This is a genomic window from Ruegeria sp. HKCCE3926 (genome assembly GCF_017872515.1).
GTDB lineage: Bacteria > Pseudomonadota > Alphaproteobacteria > Rhodobacterales > Rhodobacteraceae > Ruegeria.
This window is the reverse complement of record NZ_JAEDOU010000001.1, coordinates 921655-945257: the sequence shown is the minus strand read 5'-3', so window position 1 is coordinate 945257 and position 23603 is coordinate 921655. Positions and strand designations below refer to the sequence as shown.

Genomic DNA, 23603 nt, shown 5'->3' with positions numbered 1-23603 from the left:
TCGTTCAGATCAGGCGCGGCGCCGACGGCCACCACCGCGACGTCCACCTACGGGTCCTGCGGCACCCGCTTCGTCCGGTGCTTTGTTGAACCGGATCCACTCGCCGCCATGCGGGTCGTTGTTGGTCAGCAGGTTGGCGGCGCGGATGGCCTCCATCTCTTTGCCGGCGCGCGGCTTGGTGGAGCCCAGGCCGAACATCTGCACGAACGCCTCGTCATCCATGCCTTCGGGCAGGATGATGCCCGCCGCGGCAACGGCCTCTTTTTTCTCGGCGATTTTTGCCTGCGTCACCGGCAGAGCCACCGGGTTCATGATGGCCGATGTCATGCCCGCGCCCATCGCCATCGGCAGGAACGCGTTGTTGATGCCGTGACGGTTCGGCAGACCGAACGAGATGTTGGACGCTCCGCAGGTGGTGTTCACGCCCAGTTCTTCGCGCAGACGACGGACCAGCGCGAATACTTGCTGACCGGCGGTCGCCATCGCACCGATGGGCATGACCAGCGGGTCAACCACGATGTCATGTGCAGGGATGCCGAAATCGGCAGCGCGTTCGACGATCTTCTTGGCGACGTCAAAGCGCACATCGGGGTCTTCCGAAATACCAGTGTCATCGTTCGAGATCGCCACGACCGGTACGTTGTATTTTTTGACCAGCGGCAGAACCAGTTCCAGACGTTCTTCTTCGCCGGTGACCGAATTCAGCAGCGGACGACCTTCAGCCGCCTCAAGACCGGCTTCCAGCGCGCCCGGAACCGACGAGTCGATACACAGCGGCACGTCAACCAGACCCTGCACCAGCTCGACGATCTTGCGCATCAGCGGTGGTTCGGTCTCGTTCGGGTTGGGGTTCGAGTTGTAGACAACGCCCGCATTGATATCCAGAACGGTCGCGCCAGCCGCTACCTGAGCAATGGCGTCTTTCTCAACGGTCGAAAAGTCGCCCGCTTCCAGCTCGGCGGCCAGTTTCTTGCGGCCGGTCGGGTTGATCCGCTCACCGATCACGCAGAACGGTTCATCAAAGCCCAGGACGGCTGTTTTTGTTTTTGATTCTACGACTGTTCGGGTCATGTCCGTTCCTTAGGAGTTTACAGGCTTTGCCGAAGCGCCGCCGTTATTGATCGCCCAGTTGGCGTTGGTCTTGATCCCGCCCAGCGGGAAGAAGTGCACGTTCGTGATGTTGAAATCCGGGTTGGCCGCCTTGTGGTTGGCCAGTTCGGTCACGACATCGGTCGGCTCATAGGGCAGCAACAGCTTGGAGACATCCATGGCGCGCTTTTGCAGAACCTTCAGAGACGGCCCAACGCCACACGCGATGGCGAATTTGATCAGGGTTTGCAGCTTGGCCGGACCCGCGATTCCGATATGGATCGGCAGATCGATGCCCGCTTCTTTCAGGCTGTCGGCCCAGGCGATGATCGGCTTGGCGTCAAAGGCGAACTGTGTTGCCAGCGCCATTTCGGCATCCGTTGTCTCGTTGAATTTCTGCTTCCAGCGCAACGCGTCATCGACGTTCTTGTTCGAACCGTCCGGGTCGATGTCCTTGTTGCCTTCGGGGTGACCCGCCACGTGCAGGCGCTTGAAGCCCGCCTTGTCAAACAGACCGGTTTCCAGCAGCTGCATCGAGCTGTCGAACTCGCCGTGCGGGTTGGCGACACCGCCCGCCAGCAACAGCGCCTGTTCAACGCCTGCTTCGCCCTGATACATGGCGATCCAGTTCTCCAACGTCGCCGCATCCTTGATGATGCGTGCCGGAAAATGCGGCATGACAGGGTAACCTTCCGCCGCAATTCGCTTGGCCGTCTTGACCATGTCTTCGATGGGCGTGCCCTCGATATGGGCGATATAAACGCGTGTACCCTCGGGCAGCAGCGCGCGGAAATCGTCGACCTTTTCGGCGGTACGCGGCATGACCTCGATCGAATAGCCTTGCAAAAAGGCTTCGACGGTCGGATTTACTGGGCCGCTTTCGACCGCATCACGTTTCTTGAAGTTCAGCAAAGCCATTTCGGCCTCCCATAAAGTCTGGGGCTCATGCCCAACCGTCATTTGCGATCAGCGCTTTGACGCGGTCCTGATCGTATTCCGTTTCCAGACGCACAGCCTCGGCTTCGGCAATCTCGGCAGGATCGCCTTCAATCGCGAAAGGTTCGGCTTTGCGCCATTCGGCCAGATAGGCATCACTGTCCTTGGCGTTCACCTTCATGGCCGCACGGTCGATGGCTTGTTCAAACCGTTCTTCCAACTGCCGCTTTGCGCCCCGACGGCCTTTGCCGACGATGACCTGAGCGGGAATGTCGCGCCAATACACGATGGTGACGTCAGGCATTGCTGTGATTCCTCCTAACCCGATGGGCCGGTTCTAAACTTCAATGTAGGCCTGGGTCGGTCGATTTTCGACACACGACGCTTTCCAAGCGACGTTTTGTGCCCACTGCGGTGTACGTGGCTTTTACCCAGTTTCTGGCAAAACGCGCATATCAAAATTCTCATCGTCTCTATGAAAGCGCTGCATGAAAAAGAAAAACCCCGGACGGTAAAAACCGTCCGAGGCAAGAATTGATGGAGCAAATGGCCTTAGCCGACCAAACCGCCATCTTCGCGCGTAATGGCGATAATGGCCGAGCGCGGCACCGAGTCCCCGCCTTCAGGCCAGTGGCTGTTGCCGTCTTCGCCCGGGTGCTGAATACCGACAAACATCGTACGACGGTCCGGTGACCAGCTGAGACCGGTGACCTCGCATTCGTTGGGGCCAACCAGAAAACGACGGATTTCGCCGGTGACAGGGTCGCCTGCCAGCATCTGGTTGTTGCCCTGCCCGGCGAAGTCACCTTCGTTGCCATAATTGCCATCGGTCTGAATCCACAGCAAGCCGTTGCTGTCGAACTTCAATCCGTCGGGTGAGTTGAACATATTGTCGGCGTTCACGTTCTCGGATCCGGCATAGGCGTCTTGGTGGACGGTGGGATTGCCTGCAAGCACGTACAGATCCCAGCCAAAGCCAGCCGCAGCATGATCGCCGCCATCCGGGCGCCAGCGAACGATCTGACCGTAGTGGTTCTTGTCACGCGGGTTCGGGCCGTTAGCCGAGGTATCGTCGCCCCCTGCATTCGGCTTCACGCCACGGTTCTTGTTGTTGGTCAAGCAACAGTAAACCTCGGGCGCGTTTGGATTAGCCGCAACCCACTCGGGACGATCCATGGTGGTTGCTCCAACCGCCGAACCAGCCTGACGGGTGTGGATGCTGATCTCGGCCTGCGAGTCCATGCCAGTGCTTTCCGGCGTCAGATCAAGCCACTCACCGGTTCCATCGTCGTTGAACTTGGCAACCGAAAGTGTGCCTTGTTCCAACAGCGCGTTTGTGTCCACACCAGCGGCATAAACACCTTCCGAGACAAAGCGGTAAAGAAACTCGCCGCGTTCATCATCACCCATGTAAACGACCACGCGACCGTCATTGTTCACTATGACTTCGGCGTTTTCGTGCTTGAAGCGTCCCAGAGCGGTCAGTTTTCGCGGAGTCGAGGTTGGATCAGTCGGATCGATCTCAACCACAAAACCAGCACGGTTCGGTTCGTTTGGGTTTTTCGAGACGTCGAACCGGTCATCAATCTTGGCCCAACCGTAACCCCAGTCTTTTGACGATACGCCATAACGTTTCAGATCAGTATTGACCTCGTGATTTTCGTCTTCGGCCGAGAAGTAGCCGTTGAAGTTTTCTTCACAAGCCAGATACGTGCCCCACGGTGTCACGCCATTTCCGCAATTGTTCCATGTTCCCTTGCACGTCGTGCCGGACGGATCGGCGGCCGTTTTCATCAAGTCATGACCGGCGGCCGGACCCGTAATGGACATTTCGGTCTGCGGTGTAACGCGGCGGTTATAGGGGCTGTCCTTAACGATGCCCCACTTGCCATCGGTGTTCGCGATTTCCACGATCGTGACACCATGCGCCATCATGCCCTTTGCGATGTCGTCATCGGATGCTGGCTTGGCGTCCGGATTGTTGCCCCACAGGATGTCACGATTGGTATATTCGTTGTTTACAACCAGCAGAACGTGACCGTCATGCAAGAAAATGTCCTGACCATCGGTATTGTCACCAAAGGCGCGTTCCTGGCTGGCAGCTGTGCCCCGGGTCGCGTGATCGAACTCTGGCGCGTCCGACCAAAGCGGATCGCCCCAGCGCACCATGACCTCGGCCTTGTAACCAGCGGGAACAATGACCTCGTCCGCGGTCGACACTGGAATCGCCTCAAACGCGAAACGGTTCGAAACCGCGTGAGCCCCTGAAGGAATCAGCGAACCAGCAACAGCTGTGAAACTACCCATCGCCAAAACGCCGCCAAGAAAACCGCGACGGGACAATGCGCGTTCGACAACGCGATCAAATTCACATTCTTCTGGGCGCGGATTTACGACTTCATCGAATTCGTCGAAGGAAAGGATGCGCTCATCTTTCATTGCGGTCTCCGTATCTGGCTGAGAGCTAATAGATAAACCCGAACGTGGGTTCGCCCATGGAGATCGCATCATTTTGTGAACGGCATGTGACACGCGCGTTAATTTCAAAATTGAAATCACTTGCACGTCAGCAATCCCCCGCCTAGGGTCGGGGTAACTCGAAAATCGGAGGGCGTAAAGATGGCGCCCAAGCGTCCCAAAGGTGCGGGCGCGTTCCCGAAAGCGGTCGAAAGCCCCGCGCCGGCAAGACCCGATCCGGATGCTCTTTATGCGGCACTGGATCTGGGGACAAATAGTTGCCGCATGTTGATAGCCCAGCCCAAGGGAAGTGGGTTCCATGTGGTCGACAGTTTCTCCAAATCCGTGCAGTTGGGCGCGGGTCTGGAACGCACCGGACGACTGTCGCGTGCGTCGATGTCGCGTACCGTTCAGGCATTGCGAATCTGTCAGCAAAAGCTGAAACGCAACAAGGTCAAACGGATGCGTCTGATCGCGACCGAGGCGTGCCGCCGCGCCAAGAACTCGCGCGAATTCATCCGACAGGTGAAGCGCGAAACCGGCCTGACGCTCGAGATCATACAGCCCGAGGAAGAAGCCCGTCTGGCGGTGATTTCCTGTGCCCCACTGGTTTCGACCAAGACCGAGCAGTTGCTGGTCGTCGATATCGGAGGCGGCTCGACCGAATTGGTCTGGATCGACATCTCGTCCGTTCCACGCCGCGACCGACCCGCGGCCATCATGCGGCTGCATCACGGGTTTCACACTGTCGACAGCCCTTTTCCAGCCGCCAAGGTCGTTGACTGGATCAGCGTACCGCTGGGCGTAGCTACGCTGCGGGACCAGTTCAATGATGTTGAGGATGACGCGGCCCGTTTTGCGTTGATGAGTTGGTTTTTCGAGGAAAACCTTGCCGACTTTGCCCCCTACAAGGACGAACAGGCGCGCGAAGGGTTTCAGATCGTCGGCACCAGCGGCACGGTCACTACTGTGGCGGCATCGCACCTGGGCCTCAAGCGCTATGACCGAACCAAAGTGGACGGGCTGCGCATGACCAGCGATCAGATTGACAAAGTCATACGCGGGTATTTAGAACTCGGCCCTCATGGGCGGCGCCGGGACCCTCGCATTGGTGAAGACCGGCAAGCCCTGATCATGTCCGGCTCGGCCATATTGCAGGCATTGCTCCGTTGCTGGCCCACTGACCGCCTTTCGGTGGCGGACCGGGGGCTGCGCGAAGGTCTGCTTTACGCACAGATGAGCGCGGACGGTGTATTGGAAGACGGACCGTTCTAATGGCGAAGACACCAAGTGGAAAAAACAACTCGGGCCGCGGGCAGCGCGACCTGAAGGTCAAGGTCAAGACGGCGCGCGGGCGCAAGCTCAGCTCGACGCGCTGGCTCGAGCGGCAACTGAACGATCCCTATGTCAAGCGTGCGCAGTCCGAAGGCTATCGGGGGCGCGCAGCTTACAAGATTTTGGAACTGGACGACAAATTCCGCTTTCTCGTGCCTGGGGCGCGGGTTGTGGATCTGGGCTGTGCGCCCGGCGGTTGGTGTCAGGTTGCGGTCAAACGCGTGAACGCGCTGGGCGAAAAGTCAGGCAAACGGATCGGAACCGTGCTGGGCATCGACCTGCAAGAGGTCGAACCAATCGCCGGGGCCGAAATCCACGTTCTGGATTTCATGGAGGATGACGCCGACCAGAAGGTCAAAGACTGGCTGGGCGGCAAGGCAGACGTCGTGATGTCGGATATGGCGGCGGCATCTTCGGGGCACAAGCAGACCGATCACCTGCGCATCATGGCGCTGTGCGAAACTGCCGCCTATTTCGCCTTTGACGTTCTGGAAGAAGGCGGCACTTTTGTTGCCAAGGTTCTGGCTGGGGGGGCTGAGGGCGATCTGCAAAAGTTGCTCAAGCAGAAATTCCAGAAAGTCGCCCATGTCAAACCGCCGGCGTCTCGCTCGGACAGTTCGGAAAAATTCGTTGTGGCAACCGGGTTTCGAGGCGGCTCTTAATCATCTAGCCGGATAAGATTTCCGCTCAGACGCTGTTCACGCAAGGACGTAACAGCCATTCCCTGCAACATCAGCGTATCTCCGTGCGTCACGTATGATGGTTCCCGGTTGCGCAGGTCTTCGATGCGCTGGGCTAGTGACACCGAACTTGAACCCGGCATCTTCCGCATTGTTGCTTCGTTGGACATGGCTCACCTCGGATCAGCACTTTGTTCTTGGCTGTAACAAGGAATTCTGCCGTCAAAATGAAAGAATTCGGGCACGGATGTGCCGGGTCAGCGCCCAAACTGTTGCGACAATTGCAGCAGGTTCGGATCATCCGGCAACCTGTCCAGCGCCTCTTGCAGCACTGTGCGCGCAGCTTCCGGGCCACGATTGATCTGCGCCAGTTGCACTAACATCGGCCACGCCTCTGCCCTCTGCGGGTCCAGCGTCACGACCTCTCTAAACGCCTGTTCCGCCGCTTGCGCGTTGCGAAGCGTCAATGCCATGCCCCCCAGAACGAGATGGGTTTCCGGGGCGTCCAGCCTGTTCGAAATGACCTGCTGCCATTCCGACATGCCCTGCCCAAGCCTGGTCCGCTGCTCGGCCGTCAAGCCCTGCTGCGGTATGCTCAGGAACTCTTTGGCGGCAGCGATGCGCACGTTTCGCAGAGGATCAGACAGCAACGGCTCGAGCCTGCGCACCTGATCTGCCGGGCTGGCCTGACGTTGCAGCGCCGCTGCATTTGCTCGTATCAGCGGGTCAACGTCCTGCAAAAGCGGCGCTGTGTCAGCGGCGATCTGTGGCGACCCAAACGGTTGCAACAGATACGCGGCGGTCGCTCTGACGATCCCGGGCTGCGACGCATCCATTGCGACGGCAAGCAAACCTTCGGGCGTGTCGAGCTGCCCTTCGGCCGCGGCTTTGAAAACTGTCCCATAATGCGGGCGTCGATTTGGCGATCCCGGAAACCAGCCCTCTATCTGGCTTGCGGCCCAGGCCTGATCCTGGTCTTGATGGCAGTCCGTGCAGGCATCAACGCCCAGCCCAAGATCCGGTCGCGGTATGCGAAAACTGTGATCGCGTCGACCGTCGACACCCATGTAGATTCGCTCGATCATGTGGCAGCTTTTGCACTGGGCGCCTTCGCTGTCTTCCGGGTGATTGTGATGCGCAGACGTGTCATAGTCCTTTGCGGAAAGGGTTGCGAATTCCGGATTTCCGGCAGGCGAATGGCACTGTGTGCAAACCCCGTTTCCTTCGGCTTTCAATTCTGCGCTGTGCGGTTCGTGGCAGTTCATGCATCCGACGCCCTGTTCATACATTCGGGATTGCAGGAACGAGCCGTAGACGTAAACCTCATCCAGAATTTGCCCGTCGGGATGATAGGAACCGGGGCGCAGCACGGCCAGATTATAGGCATCATGATACGGGGTTCCCGGAACCGGGTTTCCGTTGCCATGCGCCTCGCGCCGGGAATGACATCCGGCGCATTGCTGTATTTCTTCTTCGGTCCGCCCCTTGCCCCAACTCAACAAAAAGCCGGCATTGGCCAGGCCATCTGAAGAACCCCGTTCCCGGACCCAATCGAGATGTGCGGACCCCGGCCCATGGCAGGCCTCGCACCCGACCCCGATTTCGACCTGTTGTGACGTGTAGCTTCTGGTTTGAGGGTCGTAGTTCTTCTCAAAATCCGTGGCATGACATTCGGCGCAGCGCGCGTTCCAGTTCTTGTAAGGGCCGGTCCAATGTAACCCGTCATCAGGCGGCAGGTCCTGATCAGGGTACAGGTGATACCAGCGCTTTTGCTCTATGTCCCAAACCACGTCGAAACTTTGCAACCGGCCCGGTTCGGTTTCGAAAAGGTATTGCTGCAAGGGTTCGATTCCAACGACGGAATGCACGTCATATTCCGTCGTTGCACCGTCTTTCTCCGTTACACTAGCGGTGAAGCTGCCAGCCTCATTTTTGAACTGGACGGACATCCCGTCATGATCGAACCGGGTACCGTCGAAATCCGCCACAACAGCGCCGCCAGTGGGTCTTGTCCAGGCCAGCGCATGGTGCGACGCGGCCCAGGCTTCGGCTTCTTGCTGATGACAGTCGGTACACTGGTCTGAGCCCACATACTCTGGCGTCTGCGCCTGAACTTCACCAGCAATTGCAAGGCAGGCCAGTATCAGGGCAAATCTCATGCCGTATCTCCTTCGGCGGCTTTTTGCAGGTCAATCAATGCACCGTTGTATTCGGCCCCCAAGATCAGGATCGCCGAATAGAGATACAGGAAAATCAATGCCGCCATGGCCCCCGCCAATCCAGCATAGGTGGCGCTGTAGGTGGCGAACTGGCTGATATAAATTGAAAACGCCCACCCACCGGCAGCCCACAAAACCAAAGTCAACAAGACGCCGGGCAGGATTTGCGTCAAGCTGTGCCTGCGGGTCGGCAGCACGAGATGCGCCAGAAGAACGGTACCCGCAGGAACCGCCACGGTGAACGTCCAGCGCAGGCGATCCACGGAAAACCAGTTGGCCACGGCAACCTCCGTGTGTTCAGCCACCAGTTTCGTATAGACCGGCAAAACCACCTCGACCGCGGCAATGATCAGAATGGCCGACCCGCCCAGAATGACCAGCACCAGACAGAGCAGCCGGGTTTTCCAGAACGGCCAACTGTCTTCGTCGTGGTAGGCCTGATTCATGGCTGCACGTACGGCAGCCACGCCGTTGGAGGCAAAGTAAATCGCCAGCAGCCCCCCCAAGGTGATGACACCCGAGCCGGATCCGGCCAGAACGGCCCGCAGTTCGGCCACGATCGGATCTGCGACGTCCTTGGGCCACGCTCCGAAAATCAGGTCGATCAACTCATCTGTGACATAGCCTTGAGACAACGCCCCTGCCAGCGCCACGGTGAACAGCACAAAGGGAAACAGCGCCATCATCAGCGACATGGCCACATGGCTGCTCATGACAAAACCGTTCTTTCTGCTGAACCGGCGGATCGACAGCCAAAGCGCCTGAACAGGTCGGCCAAACAAGGGATTCGCGGCAGTTGTCATGCTGCAACCCTAACCTGCCGAAATAGAACACAGAACCCGTCGTGATAATCTATTTGGCTAATGAGGGCCAACAAACGCCTGAACGCATTGCATAAACAAGACCTCGCGTGCAGGATTGGGCGGCGCAGGACGGGAAATGGGCCAGATACAGGATACCGAATGACCCCGGATCAAAAAGACATCACGGTTAGACCCAAGCTTCGATTGTCCGTTGTCCGGGATACATGCATCATCTCGACCCTGATCGTGCTGGGACTCTATGCCGGTGCGAACTTCCTGATCCCGCTGGCCATGGCGCTGTTGGTCAATGTATTGATCATCGCGCTGAGCGATCGCGTCGTCGCCCTGACCCGCGCTCCGGTCTGGCTGGCCAATATTGCCGGTGTGACTGTCGTTCTGGCCGGTTTGTTCATGATCATGTACGTGCTGGGCAGTCAGGCGACACAGTTTGCACGATCCATCAGCACCTATGAAAACCAGTTTGACGGTGCGGTCGAGCGTGTAACGGGGCTGGTCGGCAACGACGTGACCACCTTCATTCGTGACAATCTGGTCAGTATCGACATGTCCTATGTCGCACGCGTGTTGCTGGGCAGTGCCACCTCATTGTTGAACCAGTTCTTCCTGATCAGCCTTTATGTCGCCTTTCTGATGGCCGAACGGCTGGCCTTTCGGAAAAAGATCCAACTGGCCGCCGGAAACCCCGTCGCCGCAGCAGAATTTTCCGCCATGCTCGATGCGATTTCGGTCAGCTTGCAGCGCTATGTCGGCGTCAAAACCCTGATCAGTCTGATAACGGCAACGATCAGCTATACGGTTTTCCTCTCGCTTGGTCTGGAATACGCGGAAACCTGGGCCGTATTGACCTTTGCCCTGAACTTCATCCCCTCGATCGGTTCGATCATAGCGGTGCTTTTTCCGGCCATGATCGCGCTTGTTCAATTCGAAACGATCATCCCCTTCCTGGTGATCGTGCTGGGATGTGGTACGATCCAATTCCTGATCGGCAATTTCCTTGATCCGGCCATGCTTGGCCGATCCCTGAACATGTCGACCTTTCTTGTCATTCTGGCCCTGACCTTCTGGACAACGGTCTGGGGACTGATCGGTGCGTTTCTGAGCGTACCTCTGACCGTATGCATCCTGATCGTGTTCAGCCACATCCCGGCCCTTCGGCCCGTCGCCATACTGATGTCACTGGATGGCAGGTTGGGCGAGGACAACAGTCAGGCCGCAGCAAGCTAGGTCATGAAACGCCCCCTGTTCATCGGATCGGATATCTACCGCAACTCGACCTACGGTTCAAAACATCCGCTGGCCATCCCGCGGGTGTCAACCGTCATCGATCTGTGTCGCGAACTGGGATGGTTGACCCCCGAGAACTACCGCGTGAGCCCCTGCGCAAAGCCAAGTGTATTGGAAAGGTTTCATACGCCGGACTATATCGCCGCCCTGCAAAAGGCCGAAGCGGACCAGCACGTCACGGATGAAATACGGGATAAATACGGTTTGGGGACTCTGTCGAACCCGGTCTTCGCCGAGATGTACCGCCGGCCGGCAACCGCCGCCGGTGGATCCATGCTGGCCGCCGAACTGATCCGGGATGGAGGGATCGTTTTCAACCCTGCGGGCGGCACCCACCATGGCCTTGCGGACCGGGCGAACGGGTTTTGTTATCTGAACGATCCGGTTCTGGCGATACAGACCCTATTGAGCGCTGGCCTGGATCGCGTGGTCTATGTCGACATCGACGCCCATCATTGCGACGGGGTTGAACTTGCGTTTCACGGGTCGGACAGAGTGCGTATGATCTCGGTCCATGAAACGCGTCGATGGCCGTTCACGGGTCAACTTGAGGAAGACGCCGGTGGCGCGGCCTTCAACCTGCCGGTTCCACGACATCTGAACGACGACGAATTCGCCGCCATTCTGGATCACTTGATCCTGCCGACGACCGAAGCGTTCAAACCGCAAGCGATTGTCTTGCAATGCGGGGCAGATGCCGTGGCCGAAGACCCGCTTTCGCGTTTGACCCTGTCCAACAACGCGCATTGGCGAACGGTGGCGGCGCTGAAGCCTCTTTCGCCTCGTTTTCTGGTTCTGGGTGGCGGCGGATACAATCCCTGGTCTGTAGGGCGCTTGTGGAGCGGCGTTTGGGCCACCCTGAATGATTTCAAAATTCCTGACACACTTGACGTCGGTGCCCAGAAAATCCTGCGGGATCTGACCTGGAGCAGGGCCGCGGGACAGGCGCCTCACCCCCACTGGCTGGACAGTTTGCGCGACGCGCCCAACACCGGGCCCATACGACAGGAACTGAGGAACGATTTGCGCCACCTCACCGCCAGGCATTCACGGTAGATCGGTCCGCAAAAGCCTGTTAGCATTCCGATATTTCGGGATGTTCCTGACCGGCTTACCCCCTGTTCCGCTATCAATTCGTTTCTTCCAGCTTGGCACCGATTGGACCACCACCCATGAATGCACTTAATCAGATACTTGATCTCAAGGCCCGCATGGGCCAGTCCATCATCGGGCAAACCGAGGTCATCGACCGACTGCTGATCGGCATGCTGGCCAACGGAAACCTTCTGATCGAAGGTCTGCCCGGATTGGCCAAAACACGTGCAGTCAAGGCGATGGCGCGCAATCTGGATGCAGACTTCAGCAGGATCCAGTTCACGCCCGATCTGCTGCCTTCAGACGTGACGGGAACCGAAGTGTTTCAACAAACTGACGAAGGCGGCACCTTTCGGTTCGAACCCGGGCCGATCTTTGCCAATATCGTCCTCGCTGACGAAATCAACAGGGCACCGGCCAAGGTTCAGGCCGCATTGTTGGAGGCGATGGAAGAACGGCAGGTCACGGTTTCCGGGACCACCCACAAAATGGAACCGCTGTTCATCGTGATGGCAACCCAGAACCCTATTGAACAAGAAGGCACCTATCCCCTGCCCGAAGCGCAGATGGACCGGTTCCTGATGCATGTTCAGATCACCTATCCACCGGTCGAGGACGAGGTTGAAGTGATCCGGCTGGTGCGGGGCGAAGAGATCGCCGCCGGGAAGGGCGCGTCAAGCGAGCCACCACCGACAATCCCGCAAGATGCCGTTTTTGCAGCGCGTTCGGAAATCGGGCAGATCCATGTTTCGGATGCAATGGATCGTTATATGGCCGATCTGGTTCAGGCGACCCGGACGCCTGCGGCGCTCAGCGAAGAACTGGCCAGCTGGATCGAAATCGGTGCCAGCCCGCGTGCCTCATTGGCACTGGACAAATGCGGTCGGGCGCATGCGTGGATGAACCAGCGTGACTATGTGGACCCTGCGGATATTCGAGCCATTGCACATGACGTTTTCCGTCATCGCATCACGCTGAGCTTCGAGGCGCAGGGAAACGCCAAAACGGCAGATGACGTGATCGCGGACATCCTGCGTCTCGTCGCGCTGCCCTGACTTTTAGGGTTGGCCGGGTGCAGCGATCCACAGCATATCCCGATGATCCCCGCATTCACGTCAGTGCGGATCACCTGTTGCGTCTGGAACTGCATTCCCGTGCCCTGAGCTTTTTGCCACGTCAGCCTGCCGGGTCGATCCTGAATGGCAGACACGCATCGCGCCTGCGCGGACGCGGCCTAAATTTCGAGGAATTGCGCAACTACCAACCGGGCGACGATATCCGCACAATTGACTGGAAAGTCACGGCGCGAACCGGTGAGCCCCATGTTAGGGTCTATACCGAGGAACGAGACCGCCCTGCCCTGTTGCTGGTCGATCAGCGCGTTTCGATGTTTTTCGGAACCGAAGTCTACATGAAATCGGTCATCGCCGCCGAAGCTGCCGCAATCACCGCGCATCGCGTTCTTGGTCAGGGCGATCGTGTCGGTGGTCTGGTATTCAACGACACAAGCGTTGCTGAACACAGGCCGCAGCGCCGCGCGGCGGCGCTCATGCGGTTTCTGTCTTCCATCGGGGCTGCCAATTCGGCCTTGCATGCTGCCTTGAACCCGCAACCCATCGTAACTTTGAATGACATGTTGTCGGAAGCCGCGCGTATGACCCAAACCAACGGGCTGGTTTGCCTGTTTTCCGACTGCGACGGGCTTGACGAGAAATCGGAGTCCCTGCTGCGCCGCATTGCGGTCTCAAACGATCTGATCGTGTTCAATATCGCTGACAAGACAGCCAAGGAGCTGGCGCCCGATCTGAAACTCACGGTCTCGGACGGGCGCGACCAGATCGAAATCGACAGCGCCGACCCCGAATTGTCCGGCAAAATTCGCAAATCCATGGAAGACAGGGTGGACCACCTGCACGCATGGTCCCGTCGATACGGCTTTCCGGTTGTTCCATTGACGACCGCGGAACCTGCCCTGGATCAGTTGCTGTATCTGTTCGGACATCGCAGGGGGCAGAAATGAGCATCGACACGACAGGGAAATCTCTGGTTGATCTGCTGAATATGCTCGAGCCGGCACCGGAACCCACGCTTGTTTCGATGTTTCCGCAGACATGGGGGTGGTTGGCGCTGGCCGTCATACTGCTTGGCCTTGCCGTACTGGTCAGTGTTTTTTTCATCCGGCGAAGGCGGGCGAACGCGTATCGCCGCCATGCGCTGGCCGAGCTGGCAGACCCGGATATCTCGTCGGCAAAAGTTGCCGAAATCCTTCGCCGCACCGCTTTGGTCGCATATTCGCGCAGGCAGGTTGCAGGTATTCACGGGGATGACTGGTTGAATTTTCTTTCGCAAACCTCTGATGACAAGTCCTTTTTATCAGACATTGGGCAAACGCTGATCGACGCGCCGTACAAGGACCTGCCGCCAAACCGCGCCTTGACCCAGCTTGCTAGGCATTGGGTCAAGTCCCATAAACGGTATCGGGGAACCTAATGTTTTCCTTCTCTGCGCCCTGGGTGTTTCTGCTTTTGCCGCTGCCGCTGCTGGTGTACGCCATTGCTCCGCCCCGGCGGGAAACAGCCGTGTCCATTCGCATTCCGTTTTTTCGCCGCGTGGCCCAGGCGGCTGGCGTCGAGCCGCAATCCGGGTCAATGATCCGAAGCCGGGCCTGGCTGCAAACGGCCAGCGCCGCCTTGATCTGGATACTTCTGGTTCTGGCGCTGGCGCGTCCGGAACGTCTGGGCGATCCCCTCGTGATGGAAAAATCTGCCCGCGATGTGGTTTTGGCGCTGGATATCTCTGGCTCGATGGATCAGCGCGACTTCCAGACCGGATCCGGTGCCCCGATGCAACGGTTGGAGGCGGTCAAAGAGGTTCTCAGGCAGTTCATCTCTGAAAGAGATGGTGACAGGATGGCGCTGATCATCTTTGGAACACGCGCCTTCATTCAAGCCCCCTTCACGGAAGATCTGAACAGTTTGAATGGGTTCCTGGATCAAACTCAAGTTGGCATGGCAGGTCCGAACACGGCTTTGGGCGATGCGATCGGGCTTGGCATTCGAACCTTTGAATCCAGCGAGGTTGACCAGCGCCTGATGATTGTTCTCAGCGATGGCGCCGATACGTCCAGTCGCATGACACCCGTCAATGCTTCGGCCATTGCTGCGGAAAAGAACGTGGTTGTTTATACGATTGGCGTCGGAGACCCGAATGCCACGGGCGAAGACCGTGTCGACCTTCAGGCACTGAAGGACATAGCCGATCGCACGGGCGGAGAATATTTCTTTGCCGACGATGCAACGGCCCTTGAACAAACTTACGCACGCATTGACTCTCAGAACCCCAGAATGGTGGAAACGCAAAGCTATCGCCCCAAGCAAAGCCTTGCCCATATTCCGTTACTCATCGCGCTGATCGTCGTTATGGTCAGCATGACCTGGTTCCATTTCTCACAGCGACACCAGGGGGCCGTCTGACGATGGATCTGACTGATTTTCATTTTATCCGAAGCTATTACCTGCTGCTTCTCATCCCCATCCTTGCCTTGTGGTGGCGGATCAGACCCAGACCGATGGCAGATACCAAACTGCCATCAGGGATCGCCCCACACCTTGCAGAGGCCTTGCTGCTTGGCAAGGAAGAAAACAGGCGCATCCAGCCCATTGACGTTGCGCTGATCATTGCGGCGCTTGTCACTTTGGCGGCCTCGGGCCCGACATGGTCGCGCGCGCCCAACCCGTTGATCGCAGACACGGCCCCGTTGGTGATCGCTCTCAAAGTCACCGACAGCATGGAAAGCTCGGATCTTGCGCCATCGCGGCTGGATCGGGCACGGTTCAAGATTTCCGACCTGATCACCGAACGTGCCGGCGCACGTACCGCTTTGATCGCCTATGCAGGAACGCCGCACCGAGTTGCGCCCTTGACCGAAGATGCGAACATACTTCGTCCGTTGCTTGAGGGGTTGACGCCTGCGGTGATGCCGAAGGATGGCGATGCGGCAGCCGATGCGCTTGCGTTGGCTCAGTCCATTCTGGAAGACAGCGACAGCCCTGGGGCGGTGCTGTTTGTATTGGACGACCTTGATCCATCTCAGGTAACGGGGCTAAGCTCCTCTTCTTCTGATATTTTCGTTCTCACCATGCTGCCGGATGGTGGTCGTATCGCGCAGCTGGACAACATCCCCAACGCCTCAGTGGTCGCGTTTTCGGACGACGATCGGGACATCAATCAACTGATGCGCCGCATTCAATCGGCCTATACTGCCGCCCTGGATGAGGATGATCGCCTGGACTGGCAGGACAAGGGCTGGATCCTGGCCTGGCCTGCTGCGGTGTTGTCTCTGCTGTGGTTCCGCAAGGGCTGGGTAATTCGTTGGGCGGTTCTGGTTTTGATTGCGTTGCCTTCATCCGGCGCGCGGGCAGAAGGATGGCGAGACTGGTTTTTCACCCCCGACCAACAAGGCCAGATCGCGATGAACCAAAAACGATTTGGCGACGCGGCCGAGATGTTCGAAGACCCATATCACAAGGGGTATGCCTATCTCAGGGATGGTCAATACGAAAAGGCGTCGTCCGTGTTTTCCACGCTGGACACGCCGGAAGCTGCGTTTGCCGAAGGTATGGCCCGCATAAAAAACCGCGAGTATCGCCCAGCCATATCAGCGTTCGAGACCGCCTTGGAACGTCGCCCCGACTGGCCCGAAGCCCAGCAAAATCTCGACCTGTCCAAGGCCATCCTGGATTATGTCGAAACGACGCGTGAACAGTCTGACACAGGGGAAGAGGCTGGCATCGGTGCCGATGATACCGTGTTTGACAACGATGCAGCACGCGGCAGCGACACCACGGTTCAAGCCCCCAATGACGGGCCACAGTCACTGTCCGCCGACCAGTGGATCAGTATGATCGACACCGACATGCAGGATTTTCTGAGAAACCGTTTCCTTTTGGAAATACAGGAGCAAACAGAATGAGATACCTAGCTGTCGTCATCCTGTTGATGCCGTTGTCAGTGTCCGCACAGGAAAACTCAGCCTATCAACCTCGGGTATCAGTGGACGTCCCGAACGAGGCCGTCATCGTCGGCCAGCCCGCCATCGTCCGCATCAAGGTTCTGGTTCCGACCTTCATGCCGCAGCCGCCTGTATTTCCATCATTGGAGCAACAAAATATCCTGGTTCGCCTGCCAGAGCGAGCTTCTGGTCCGGTAAGCGAAACGGTACACGGAGAAACGTGGTCCGGTGTACAGCGCAGTTATCGACTGTATCCGCTGACATCAGGGCCGGTCGCGTATGATGCGCAAGAGGTTGTCGTGACATTTGCCGACCTGCAGTCCAATGACCCGGTTCAGGTTTCGGTTCAGCTTCCTTCCATACAGCTGAACGCAGAGATCCCCGAGGGCGCTCAAGGTCTTGACCCGCTGATCATCGCAAGTGGTTTCTCTCTTGATCAGAAGCTGGACGGTCCGACTGATATGCAGGCCGGTGATTCCATCACGCGCGAGATAAGCGCGCAGATCTCTGGCACCACGGCCCTGACGATCCCGGCGCTGACGCCGCAGGATCAAAGCCAACAGCTGCGCGCCTATCCCAAGGAACCCCGCTTTTCGGAAACAGAAGACCGGGGCATCCTGTCCGGGCAACGGGTCGAAGAAACCGTGTACATCGCCCAAGACGGGGGCGAAACACAATTGACGGCCGTTTCCATCGACTGGTTCAATCTGGACACCGGTCAGATCGAAACGGCATCACTTCCCTCGACCAAGCTTACACTGGCCCCCCCAAGGCGGCAGCCGCCTGACGCGCAAACCATCATCAAATCAGTTCTTTACCTTGTCATTGTTGTATTCGCATTGTGGACTTTGGGAAGGTTTCTGCGCCCGCGCTATGCAACCTGGAAAACGGAACGGCGCCGCAGGTATCTGGCATCGGAGAAATATGCCGTCGATGCCTTGCGATCCGCTTTAAAATCACGGGATTTGCCCGCGGTTTATCAGGCATTGGATCTTTGGAAATCACGCAGCGCGTACCCCGAGCGTTCTTTGGATCTTGAAAGCAGTCTAATGAATATCGGTGCGGCGCGGTATTCAGCGACGGCTGGCAACAGCCCGGAAGACTGGCAAGCGGCCATGCAACACCTCGGCGCACTGAAAAGCGCAACAGAAAGAAAGAGCGAGTCTTTACCCCCGCTCAACCCTTAGACTTCAACTTTGACAGTTGCTGATCAGCTTGCGCCGGTCGATCAACCGTAGCCGGCTATACCCCAATTCCACAAGGCCCAGATCTGCCAGATGATGCAGATGTCGGTGCAACGTCGGCTGAGATACCGCAACCATTTCAGCAAGTTCTTCCTGAGACACAATAATCCATCCGTCCGAACTCAAAGCGCCTTCGTCAAGGTGCAACAGACGCAGCACAAGGCGCTTTTCAGACCCCGTAACCGCAAGATTGGCCATGATGCGCAGTGCAGTCTTCATGTTTTCATGCGTCAATGCATAGAAATCACGGATGTATTCCGGGTTTGTCTGAATCATGCGTTCTACCCGCGAGCCGGGAAAAAACAAGGTGCGGGTCTTTTGCGTTGCCACGACGCTGACCAGTCGTTTGGCTTCGGCAAACAGCGCAAGATCCCCGATCCAGAATCCTGATCCATCCTGATGCAATACGAATTCCTGTCCATCATCGGCAGGTGCCGTGATCTGAAGCGCGCCTGCGAGCACCGCATGAATACCGTTGGCGCGGTCGCCGTGGTGGTAAAGGGTTTCTCCGGAATCGAAGGTTCTTTGAATTGCGCATGTCATAAGATCGCTCTGAAACTTTGAATCGCGCGTGCCAAACCAGTCGGTCTTGGCCAGAATCCGCATATCGTCATCAGAATCAAACATTTGTATCTTTCAAAGTGATCATATGATAAGTTTTCGATGCGTTTCATCGCGTAAAATAGCTGTGTTCACTGCCCGAACAAGAAATTGTTTTTATTCGGGCAATCAAAAACTTGCTTGCAGCTTCAAGTTATAAGCTAGCGGCTTCAACTAAATTTCAATTTTCCGAGTCATTAAGGCTCGACTGATCAGGAGCACTTCATGTCTTCTCCACGAATGATTGCAGATAATTGGCGTAGAACACTGCGCCGGTTCGCAGTGGCGACCGTAACTGTCGCCCTTGCCGTGCCCGCCTGGGCGCAGGATCAAAAGCCCAATATTCTTGTGATATGGGGCGACGATATCGGTCAATCCAACATCTCGGCCTATACCATGGGTCTAATGGGATATCAGACACCCAATATCGACAGGGTTGCCAAAGAAGGCATGATCTTTACCGATTACTACGGTGAACAATCCTGTACCGCCGGCCGTTCGTCATACATCATGGGGCAATCCGTGTTCCGCACCGGTCTGTCCAAAGTCGGCCTGCCCGGGGCAGATCTTGGAATGCAGGTTGAAGACCCAACTATCCCGGGACTTCTCAAAGACCACGGCTATGTGACCGGTCAATTCGGCAAAAACCACCTTGGTGACAAGGATGAGCATCTTCCGACAAATCACGGATTTGATGAGTTTTTTGGCAATCTTTACCACCTGAATGCCGAGGAAGAACCAGAAAACGAAGACTATCCGGGTGATCGCGTTCTGGCGGATGGGCGCACCTTCCGCGAGGCCTATGGCCCGCGCGGCGTCATCAAATCCAAATCCGATGGCACGATCGAAGACACCGGACCGTTGACCCGCAAGCGTATGGAAACCGTGGATGACGAAACTGTGGCCGCGGCCATCGACTTCATCAAGCGGGCGCATGAGCAAGGTCAGCCCTTCTATGTCTGGTGGAACGGTACCCGCATGCACTTCCGCACCCACGTAAAAGACGAGATGCGCGCCAAGGCCAATGAGTTGTCGGGGCGGGTCGCTGATGAATACACCGCCGGTATGATCGAACACGACATGCATGTTGGGCAGCTGCTGGATCTGCTGGACGAGCTTGGCATCGCTGACAACACGATCGTCCACTATTCCACTGACAACGGTCCCCACATGAACACCTGGCCGGATGCGGCTGCCACGCCGTTCTGGGGCGAGAAGAATACCAACTGGGAGGGTGGCTGGCGCGTTCCGTCGATGGTGCGCTGGCCGGGCAAGATCGAGGCCGGATCAGTCACCAACGAGATCGTTCATCACATGGACTGGCTGCCCACTTACCTCGCCGTGGCCGGCGATCCGGACATCAAGGAAAAGCTGAAGGCCGGCTACAGCTCATCGGGCATGGGTCGCGACTACAAGGTGCACCTTGATGGTTACAACATTCTGCCGCTGCTGACTGGTGAGACTGCGGCAAGCCCCCGGAAAGAAATCTTCTATTTCTCGGATGATGGTGACCTCACGGCGCTGCGCTTCGAAGACTGGAAGCTCATCTTCCTGGAGCAGAAAGCCTGGGCCACGTTGCGTGCCTGGATCGAGCCATGGACCGAACTGCGCATCCCGCTGATCATCAACCTGCGCCGCGATCCATATGAACGCGCGTACCGCACGTCCAACACCTATTACGATTGGCTGTTGGACCGGGCCTACTTCCTTGTGCCCGCCCAGCAATACGTTGGCAATTTCCTCAGCACGTTCGAGGAGTTCCCGCCACGTCAGAAAGCAGCCAGCTTCAACCTGGATCAGGTCATGGAGAAGCTGACAACGCCGACCAACAACTAGGCCCGGCGGCCCCACGCTGTAGGCCGCCCTGCGCAGGGCGGCCTTTTTTCAACACAACAGTTATCGAGAGCTTCATGAAACACGTTCTTTTAGGTGCTTTTCTGACCTGTGTTCCCATATCCCTGCTCGCTGATCCGCTGCCCAGTTGGAACGCCACTGCGGCAAAAGAGGCGATCCTTGAATTCGTGTCCAGTGTTACCGACGCAGAAGGACCTGACTATGTGACACCTTCAGATCGGATCGCGGTATTTGACAATGACGGCACACTCTGGGCCGAACAGCCGGTTTATTTCCAGTTTATCTTTGCCATGGATCGACTTTCTGAACTGGCTGAACAAGATCTTTCGATCTTGTCCACACCCGCTTTGAAAGCTGCTGCCGAAGGTGATTTAGCAACGGTTCTTCAAGGCGGCCACGATGCGTTGATCGAAGTTGTTAACGCCTCGCATTCCGGAACCAGCGTCGAGACGTTTCAGGCCGAAGTTGCGCAATGGCTGGCCAAGGCCCGACACCCGGACACCGGATTGCCCTATGACCAGATGACCTATCAGCCCATGGTCGAGCTGTTGCGCTATCTTCGGGACGAAGGGTTCAAGACCTATATCGTCTCGGGCGGCGGTATTCATTTCATGCGGGTCTTCGCGGAACAGGCCTATGGCATTCCGCCGGAACAGGTTCTGGGCACCTATGGAAACTCGACATTCGAAGACGTCGATGGCGTTCCGACTGTCATCAAGGCCCCCGGGATTGCCTTCATCGACGACAAGGAAGGCAAACCCATCAACATCGAACGCACGATCGGCAAACGCCCCATTCTGGCCGGAGGAAACTCAGACGGCGATTTCGCCATGCTGAATTGGACAACCTCGGGTAGCAGACCACGGCTGGGTGTTCTGATCCACCATACGGATGCCGAACGTGAGTGGGCCTATGATCGGGAAAGTCCGATTGGACGGTTGGTTGACGGTCTGGATCAGGGGCCGGACAAAGGCTGGATCATCGTCGATATGGCGAAAGACTGGTCACGGGTCTACACTGGAGGAAACTGAACGACCCGAAAGACTTACCGCCCATGTGGACATTGCTTGTATCCATCTTTGTTTTTGCGTTGTACGCAACCGCAGTTGTGTTTTCGGTGCGCGCAGCACAAACCGCGCGCACACCGCAAGGAGCCGTTGGCTGGGTGGTCTTTTTGGTATCGGCGCCGATCTTTGCGGTGCCGATGTACTTGTTTCTGGGGCACCACAGGTTTCGCGGCTACCGCATCTCGCGCCAACAAAGCGAACGGGTCGTCGAAGGGATCAAGACCTTTGCCGACTATTCCAGGCCTGATCCGACAACGATGCCGATCAATCCACGACCATTCGAATTTCTGGCTCATCTTCCGGTATCCAGTGGCAATGGCGCTCAGCTTCTGATCGATGGTCAGGCAACGTTTGACGCCATTTTCCAGTCGATAGACGAGGCCAGGAACTATATCCTGATCCAGTTCTATATCGTCAGAGACGATGCCTTGGGCCAAAAACTTCAGACCAAGCTGATCGAGGCTGCGAAACGTGGGGTGCATGTCCGTTTCATGACCGATGCCGTCGGCAGCTATGGATTGGAAAACACCTATCTGGACACGATGCGCGATGCGGGTATCGACGTCGCCGACCCGCGCGAGCAACGCGGGCCAAATTTCAGGTTTCAGCTGAATTACCGGAACCATCGCAAAACCGTCGTCATTGACGGTGAAACAGGTTTTATCGGCGGTCACAACGTGGGCGTTGAATATCTGGGAGAAGACCCGCATTTCGGCCATTGGCGCGACACGCATATCAAGATGACCGGCCACATCGTCCGGCAATTGCAGCTCATCTTCACTGAAGACTGGCACTGGGCCCGCGATGAAGACCTGATTGACGACCTCGACTGGGCAGGCAGCGAGGCCGAGCAGGACATGAATGCCCTATTGGTGGCCACCGGACCCGGAGATGAAACCGAAACCGGCGCCATGATGTTCTTTTCGGCCATCGCCGAGGCGAAAGAAAGATTGTGGATTGCCTCGCCCTATTTTGTGCCCGACATCGACGTCATGACCGCATTGCAACATGCAGCGATGCGCGGTGTGGACGTGCGCATCCTTGTGCCCGATATCATAGACCATCGGCTGCCATGGCTGGCTGCTTTTGCCTATTTCGACGAAATCCGCGACTGCGGCGTACGCGTGTTCCGATATACGGACGGTTTCATGCACCAGAAGGTTTTCGTGGTTGACGACACGCTGGCTGCGGTCGGCACGACCAATCTGGACAACCGGTCCTTCCGGCTGAACTTCGAAGCGATGGCCCTGTTTTTTGATGCCCGAGCAGCCTTGGCAGTTGATCACATGCTGCGCGCGGATTTCGAGGCAAGCTATGAGTTGACGCGCAGTCTGGCCCAGCAACCTGCCCATATCCGGTTTGGCGCCCCGTTGGCGCGGTTGTTTGCACCAATCCTCTAGGAAAAGAACTTTTCTTGAAAAACGCGCGTCATCATCGCCACCAGATAAGCGGTCGACAGACCAAAGGCCAGAAGACCAGCAACCGCGGCAAAAGACCCAAAAATGCGCAACCCTTCGCCCAAAACGATATCGCCATATCCCAGGGTCGTGAATGTCACCAGTGAGAAATAGATGGCCGAGTTCCAATCCGGCAGAACCTCAAGCAACACCCAGACGATGGCCCAAATCCAGACCTGAATCGTGTGCGTCGCGACAATAAAGGCCAAAGATACCGCGATCGGTGCTGCCGTACCAAAGAACACCCCCTTGGCCGACCATCTTTCATCCCACTTGATGATCGTGACGGTACACCAGGTCAACAAAAGAATCTCGACCAAGAAGCAGAGCGCCAGAAATGAACTGCCCCAAACGATCTGATGCAGCAACGTCATGTTTTTCATCCCGATTTACGACAGTGTACCGTCCGGGCAGAATGACCCGTTGAGGTGCAGGGCACAACCCCGGCGAT

22 protein-coding genes are annotated in these 23603 nt (G+C 57.3%); 13 read left to right on the top strand and 9 right to left on the bottom strand.

The features are described 5' to 3' along the window. Positions 1–9: 9 nt before the first annotated feature. The 4 genes from I9184_RS04780 to I9184_RS04765 form a co-directional block, all read right to left on the bottom strand. On the bottom strand, positions 10–1071 hold the full coding sequence (locus I9184_RS04780) for a methyltetrahydrofolate cobalamin methyltransferase (protein ID WP_171632332.1): 1062 nt from the start codon (positions 1069–1071) through the stop codon (positions 10–12). A gap of 9 nt (positions 1072–1080) precedes the next feature. Further along, positions 1081–2007, bottom strand: a complete 927-nt coding sequence (locus I9184_RS04775; protein WP_209833068.1) for a methylenetetrahydrofolate reductase — start codon at positions 2005–2007, stop codon at positions 1081–1083. Positions 2008–2032: 25 nt separating this feature from the next. Then, positions 2033–2329, bottom strand: coding sequence for a virulence factor (locus I9184_RS04770; protein ID WP_171632330.1), 297 nt, complete (start codon positions 2327–2329; stop codon positions 2033–2035). Between the two features lie 248 nt (positions 2330–2577). Next, positions 2578–4464 (bottom strand): PhoX family phosphatase, encoded by a 1887-nt coding sequence (locus I9184_RS04765; RefSeq protein ID WP_209833065.1) that lies wholly within the window; start codon positions 4462–4464, stop codon positions 2578–2580. A gap of 180 nt (positions 4465–4644) precedes the next feature. Here I9184_RS04765 and I9184_RS04760 point away from each other — a divergent pair, with 180 nt between their 5' ends. Beyond that, positions 4645–5757, top strand: coding sequence for a Ppx/GppA phosphatase family protein (locus tag I9184_RS04760; protein WP_171115826.1), 1113 nt, complete (start codon positions 4645–4647; stop codon positions 5755–5757). Further along, the gene (locus I9184_RS04755) at positions 5757–6479 is read left to right on the top strand and encodes an RlmE family RNA methyltransferase (RefSeq protein WP_171632325.1); all 723 of its coding nucleotides are present in this window, start codon (positions 5757–5759) and stop codon (positions 6477–6479) included. The genes I9184_RS04760 and I9184_RS04755 overlap by 1 nt, the downstream gene beginning before the upstream one ends. Here I9184_RS04755 and I9184_RS04750 read toward each other — a convergent pair. From I9184_RS04750 to I9184_RS04740, 3 genes are all read right to left on the bottom strand, one after another. After that, positions 6476–6667 carry a hypothetical protein gene (locus I9184_RS04750; RefSeq protein ID WP_209833063.1) on the bottom strand — a complete coding sequence of 64 codons (192 nt, stop codon included), beginning with the start codon at positions 6665–6667 and terminating at the stop codon, positions 6476–6478. The genes I9184_RS04755 and I9184_RS04750 overlap by 4 nt on opposite strands. A gap of 87 nt (positions 6668–6754) precedes the next feature. Beyond that, positions 6755–8656, bottom strand: a complete 1902-nt coding sequence (locus tag I9184_RS04745) for a cytochrome c3 family protein (RefSeq protein WP_209833061.1) — start codon at positions 8654–8656, stop codon at positions 6755–6757. After that, positions 8653–9519 (bottom strand): YihY/virulence factor BrkB family protein, encoded by an 867-nt coding sequence (locus tag I9184_RS04740; protein ID WP_171723234.1) that lies wholly within the window; start codon positions 9517–9519, stop codon positions 8653–8655. Before I9184_RS04740 ends, I9184_RS04745 begins: the two co-directional genes overlap by 4 nt. Positions 9520–9678: 159 nt before the next feature. Between I9184_RS04740 and I9184_RS04735 the strand changes: the two genes are divergently transcribed. The 8 genes from I9184_RS04735 to I9184_RS04700 all read left to right on the top strand — a co-directional run bounded on the left by I9184_RS04735 (position 9679) and on the right by I9184_RS04700 (position 18117). Then, complete coding sequence (locus I9184_RS04735; protein WP_209833060.1) at positions 9679–10764, top strand: AI-2E family transporter; 1086 nt, start codon at positions 9679–9681, stop codon at positions 10762–10764. A gap of 3 nt (positions 10765–10767) precedes the next feature. Beyond that, positions 10768–11880: an acetoin utilization protein AcuC gene (locus I9184_RS04730; RefSeq protein WP_209833059.1), complete on the top strand. Its 1113-nt coding sequence runs from the start codon at positions 10768–10770 to the stop codon at positions 11878–11880. 116 nt (positions 11881–11996) lie between these two features. Next, positions 11997–12974 (top strand): MoxR family ATPase, encoded by a 978-nt coding sequence (locus I9184_RS04725; protein WP_209833058.1) that lies wholly within the window; start codon positions 11997–11999, stop codon positions 12972–12974. Positions 12975–12991: 17 nt separating this feature from the next. Continuing rightward, a complete protein-coding gene (locus tag I9184_RS04720; protein WP_209833053.1) occupies positions 12992–13939 on the top strand; it encodes a DUF58 domain-containing protein in 948 nt (315 codons plus the stop codon). Then, positions 13936–14409, top strand: a complete 474-nt coding sequence (locus I9184_RS04715) for a DUF4381 domain-containing protein (protein WP_209833051.1) — start codon at positions 13936–13938, stop codon at positions 14407–14409. Before I9184_RS04720 ends, I9184_RS04715 begins: the two co-directional genes overlap by 4 nt. Beyond that, a complete protein-coding gene (locus I9184_RS04710) occupies positions 14409–15392 on the top strand; it encodes a VWA domain-containing protein (protein WP_209833049.1) in 984 nt (327 codons plus the stop codon). Before I9184_RS04715 ends, I9184_RS04710 begins: the two co-directional genes overlap by 1 nt. A 2-nt stretch (positions 15393–15394) precedes the next feature. Then, a complete protein-coding gene (locus I9184_RS04705) occupies positions 15395–16891 on the top strand; it encodes a VWA domain-containing protein (RefSeq protein ID WP_209833047.1) in 1497 nt (498 codons plus the stop codon). Then, the gene (locus I9184_RS04700; RefSeq protein ID WP_209833045.1) at positions 16888–18117 is read left to right on the top strand and encodes a BatD family protein; all 1230 of its coding nucleotides are present in this window, start codon (positions 16888–16890) and stop codon (positions 18115–18117) included. Before I9184_RS04705 ends, I9184_RS04700 begins: the two co-directional genes overlap by 4 nt. A gap of 3 nt (positions 18118–18120) precedes the next feature. Here the strand turns inward: I9184_RS04700 and I9184_RS04695 are convergent, their stop codons facing one another. After that, on the bottom strand, positions 18121–18801 hold the full coding sequence (locus tag I9184_RS04695; RefSeq protein ID WP_209833043.1) for a Crp/Fnr family transcriptional regulator: 681 nt from the start codon (positions 18799–18801) through the stop codon (positions 18121–18123). Between the two features lie 198 nt (positions 18802–18999). Between I9184_RS04695 and I9184_RS04690 the strand changes: the two genes are divergently transcribed. The 3 genes from I9184_RS04690 to cls all read left to right on the top strand — a co-directional run bounded on the left by I9184_RS04690 (position 19000) and on the right by cls (position 23095). Then, on the top strand, positions 19000–20610 hold the full coding sequence (locus tag I9184_RS04690) for an arylsulfatase (RefSeq protein ID WP_245217974.1): 1611 nt from the start codon (positions 19000–19002) through the stop codon (positions 20608–20610). A 74-nt stretch (positions 20611–20684) separates the two neighbouring features. Beyond that, complete coding sequence (locus tag I9184_RS04685; protein WP_209833041.1) at positions 20685–21659, top strand: HAD family hydrolase; 975 nt, start codon at positions 20685–20687, stop codon at positions 21657–21659. A 23-nt stretch (positions 21660–21682) separates the two neighbouring features. Next, positions 21683–23095: a cardiolipin synthase gene (cls, locus tag I9184_RS04680; RefSeq protein WP_209833039.1), complete on the top strand. Its 1413-nt coding sequence runs from the start codon at positions 21683–21685 to the stop codon at positions 23093–23095. On the opposite strand, the gene I9184_RS04675 is transcribed toward cls, so the two are convergent. Continuing rightward, entirely contained in the window at positions 23092–23526 is a 435-nt protein-coding gene (locus I9184_RS04675) for a potassium channel family protein (protein WP_171632290.1), read from the bottom strand. The two genes, cls and I9184_RS04675, sit on opposite strands and share 4 nt — an antisense overlap. Positions 23527–23603 lie beyond the last annotated feature (77 nt).